Source organism: Ramlibacter aquaticus, assembly GCF_015159745.1.
Lineage (GTDB): Bacteria > Pseudomonadota > Gammaproteobacteria > Burkholderiales > Burkholderiaceae_C > Ramlibacter > Ramlibacter aquaticus.
In genome coordinates this window covers 1-2,949 of record NZ_JADDOJ010000150.1, presented here as the reverse complement: position 1 = coordinate 2,949, position 2,949 = coordinate 1, and the positions used below count along the sequence as shown (strand labels likewise).

At 66.3% G+C, this 2,949-nt stretch carries 3 protein-coding genes; 2 read left to right on the top strand and 1 reads right to left on the bottom strand.

The features are described 5' to 3' along the window. Both IM725_RS19800 and rfbA read left to right on the top strand, forming a co-directional pair. Positions 1–243, top strand: a 243-nt coding sequence (locus IM725_RS19800; protein ID WP_193782360.1) for a sugar nucleotide-binding protein, incomplete at its 5' end; no start/stop codon positions are given. Beyond that, on the top strand, positions 240–1,169 hold the full coding sequence (rfbA, locus tag IM725_RS19795; protein ID WP_193782359.1) for a glucose-1-phosphate thymidylyltransferase RfbA: 930 nt from the start codon (positions 240–242) through the stop codon (positions 1,167–1,169). The genes IM725_RS19800 and rfbA, both read left to right, overlap by 4 nt. A gap of 421 nt (positions 1,170–1,590) precedes the next feature. Here rfbA and IM725_RS19790 read toward each other — a convergent pair. Then, positions 1,591–2,949: WD40/YVTN/BNR-like repeat-containing protein (locus IM725_RS19790; RefSeq protein ID WP_227753983.1), on the bottom strand; the 1,359-nt coding region annotated here is incomplete at its 5' end.

The following is a 2,949-nucleotide window of genomic DNA, read 5'->3' as shown; positions in this document are numbered from 1 at the left end:
GGCTATGCCCGCTTCGTGCTGGAGAACGCGGCCAGGGCGGGCGTACAACTCAAGGCACATGCTGCCGCGGTGGACCCCGTGCCGACCGGCACGTTCCCTACCGCGGCGCGCCGGCCCCTCAATTCAAGACTGGACACGAGCAAGCTGCGGCAGGCCTTCGAACTGGTGTTGCCCGAGTGGCAAACCGGCGTGGCGCGCATGCTGGCGGAGGTTCTGCGACCCGGAGAGGAAAGCTTCACATGACACGACGCAAGGGCATCATCCTGGCCGGTGGCTCGGGCACGCGCCTGCACCCCGCCACGCTGGCCATCAGCAAGCAGCTGCTGCCGGTGTACGACAAGCCGATGGTGTACTACCCGCTCTCGACGCTGATGCTGGCGGGGATTCGGGACATTCTCATCATCAGCACGCCGCAGGACACGCCGCGCTTCGAGCAGCTGCTCGGTGATGGATCGCAATGGGGGCTGAACCTGAAATACGCGGTGCAGCCCAGCCCGGACGGGCTGGCGCAGGCTTTTCTGATTGGGGAGCAGTTTATTGGCAACGGCCCAAGCGCTCTGGTGCTGGGGGACAACATCTTTTACGGCCACGACCTCGCGCCCCTCATGCGTAAGGCCGACGAGCAGGCCAGCGGCGCCACTGTGTTCGCCTATCACGTGAATGACCCTGAGCGCTATGGCGTCGTGGCCTTCGACGCTGCGGGCAAGGCCACCAGCATTGAGGAAAAGCCGGCCCAGCCCAAGAGCCCCTATGCGGTCACGGGGCTGTACTTCTACGACAGCAAAGTAGTTGACATCGCAAAATCGGTGAAGCCCAGCGCGCGAGGCGAACTGGAGATCACCACGGTGAACCAGGCCTATCTGGAGCAGGGCGAGCTCTCCGTCGAAATCCTAAAGCGCGGCTACGCGTGGCTTGACACAGGTACGCACGAGAGCCTGCTGGAGGCCAGCCAGTTCATCGCCACGCTGGAACATCGGCAGGGCCTGAAGATTGCATGCCCGGAGGAAATCGCGTGGCGCGCCGGCTTCATCGACGACGTGCAGATGCAGAAGTTGGCTGAGCCCTTGAAGAAGAACGGGTACGGGAAGTACCTGCTGCAGGTCTTGCGCGAAGGAGAGCGCTCCATGAGTCGAAACGGCGACCTACAACTTGAGGTTTTCCAGCGCTGATGCGTATTCCGGGGACGCCGAATACCAACACTGTCGATCACTTTGCCCATAGCGATTGCAGCAGCTGCATGCGCGTTCAACAGGTTTTTTCGCGTTTTTCTCCCGGATGGGTTTGAGAGACTAGGAATCGCCCAACCGCCGGCAACCTCAAACTTCCAAACCGGATAAACAACCATAAAAATTCCCGATTCACCTACCTGCGTTGCCTTGAGTTGCTTTAAGACCTCAACGAAGTCGGGCTGGTTGCAGAAGCCGGCCAAAAAAAGAACGTCAGCGCCGTGTGGCCCGTAAATAGCCGGGTCGATACTTGGCGATGGCGCTGTCGGCTTGCTGGATAAACTCTGTCGGCCGGAGAGGCCGCGTCGACCATCGAGGCGCGGGTGGCCTTGGACATCGATCGGCCCGCAGTTCGAAAGCCGCCTCAGCGGACCGCGAATGCCGGCCCCCCGGCCGATTGCACCGCCCAGCGGCCGCTGCCCTGGTAGATCAGGACCACGGTGTCGCCCGCGGCCCCCGTGATGGCACCGGACGTGCCCACGGTGCTGCGGTGGCCCAGGCTGGTGTACAGCTGGCCCACGGTGTTGTTGTCGAAGCGCCCGGTCGCGGCGGCCAGCTGGTCGCCGTCGGCGGACACGGTCACGGCCCGCCAGTCGGTGTCCGTGCCCGGCATGGCGACCGGCTGGAAGCTGGCGCCGCCGTCGGTGGACAGCAGGATGCGGCCCGGCGTAGCCCCGGTGTTGGAGACGCTCACGGCGATGGTGCGGCCGTCGGCCGAGACCGATGCCTCGGTGTAGTCGGCGGTCAGCACGTAGGGACGGGTCCAGGTGGCGCCGCCGTCGTGCGAGACGAACACGCCGGAACCCGAGGAGCCGCCATAGGCGTTGGCCATGATCACCAGCGTGCTGCCGTCGGCGGACATGGCGACGCGGTACCAGGACTCCACATAGCTGGTAGTGCTCACGGTCACCGACAGCGCGGTCCAGGTGCCGCCGCCGTCGTTGGAGCGGTAGACCTCGCCGCTGCTGGCCACGGCCACGATCACCTGACCGGTGCTGGACATGGCGATGCCGCGCCACCAGTGGGCGCCCGCCGGCAGCGCGGCCGCGTGCCAAGTAGTGCCACCGTCCTGGCTCAGCACGATTTCCCCATTAGGCACGGATGTGCCGGGCGCGGGCTGTACGGTGGCGGCAATGCGCTGGCCGTCTTGCGAAATTGCTGTTCCCTGGAAGGCCATGCCCGAGGGATTGTTCACCAGCGGGTCGGTCGCGCGGGTCCAGGTGACGCCCTTGTCGGTGGACAGGTAGATACCGCCGCCGTACTGCAGCGCGACCAGGCGCTCGCCGCGGGCCGACATGGCCGAGTTGATCCAGATGCTGGAGGGGCTGTTGCCGGCGGTCCAGGTCTGGCCGGCATCCAGGGAGGTGTCCTGCGTGCCGCCGGCGGCCTCGCCGGCCAGCATCACCTCACCGTCCACGCTGCTGGACAGCCAGTGCCAGACACGCGGGTTCAGGCGGGGCGTCCATTGCGCACCCGGCGCCATGTCGCCCGGCAGGCCCAGCGTGGACACGGTGTCGCCGGCGTTCTGCGCCAGCGCCCATTGCGTGGGGCTGACCCCGGTCACGCTCACGGTACTGCCCACCGGGGGCGAGGCCGGCAGGGTCAGCGTGAGCGCGGCCGTGCCGGGCGCGTTGACCTGGTAGCTGCCGTTCGCGGCGAGCTGCATGCTCGCGTTGACCACCACGGCCGACGAGGGTGCGGGCGCGGGTGCAGGCCCGCACCT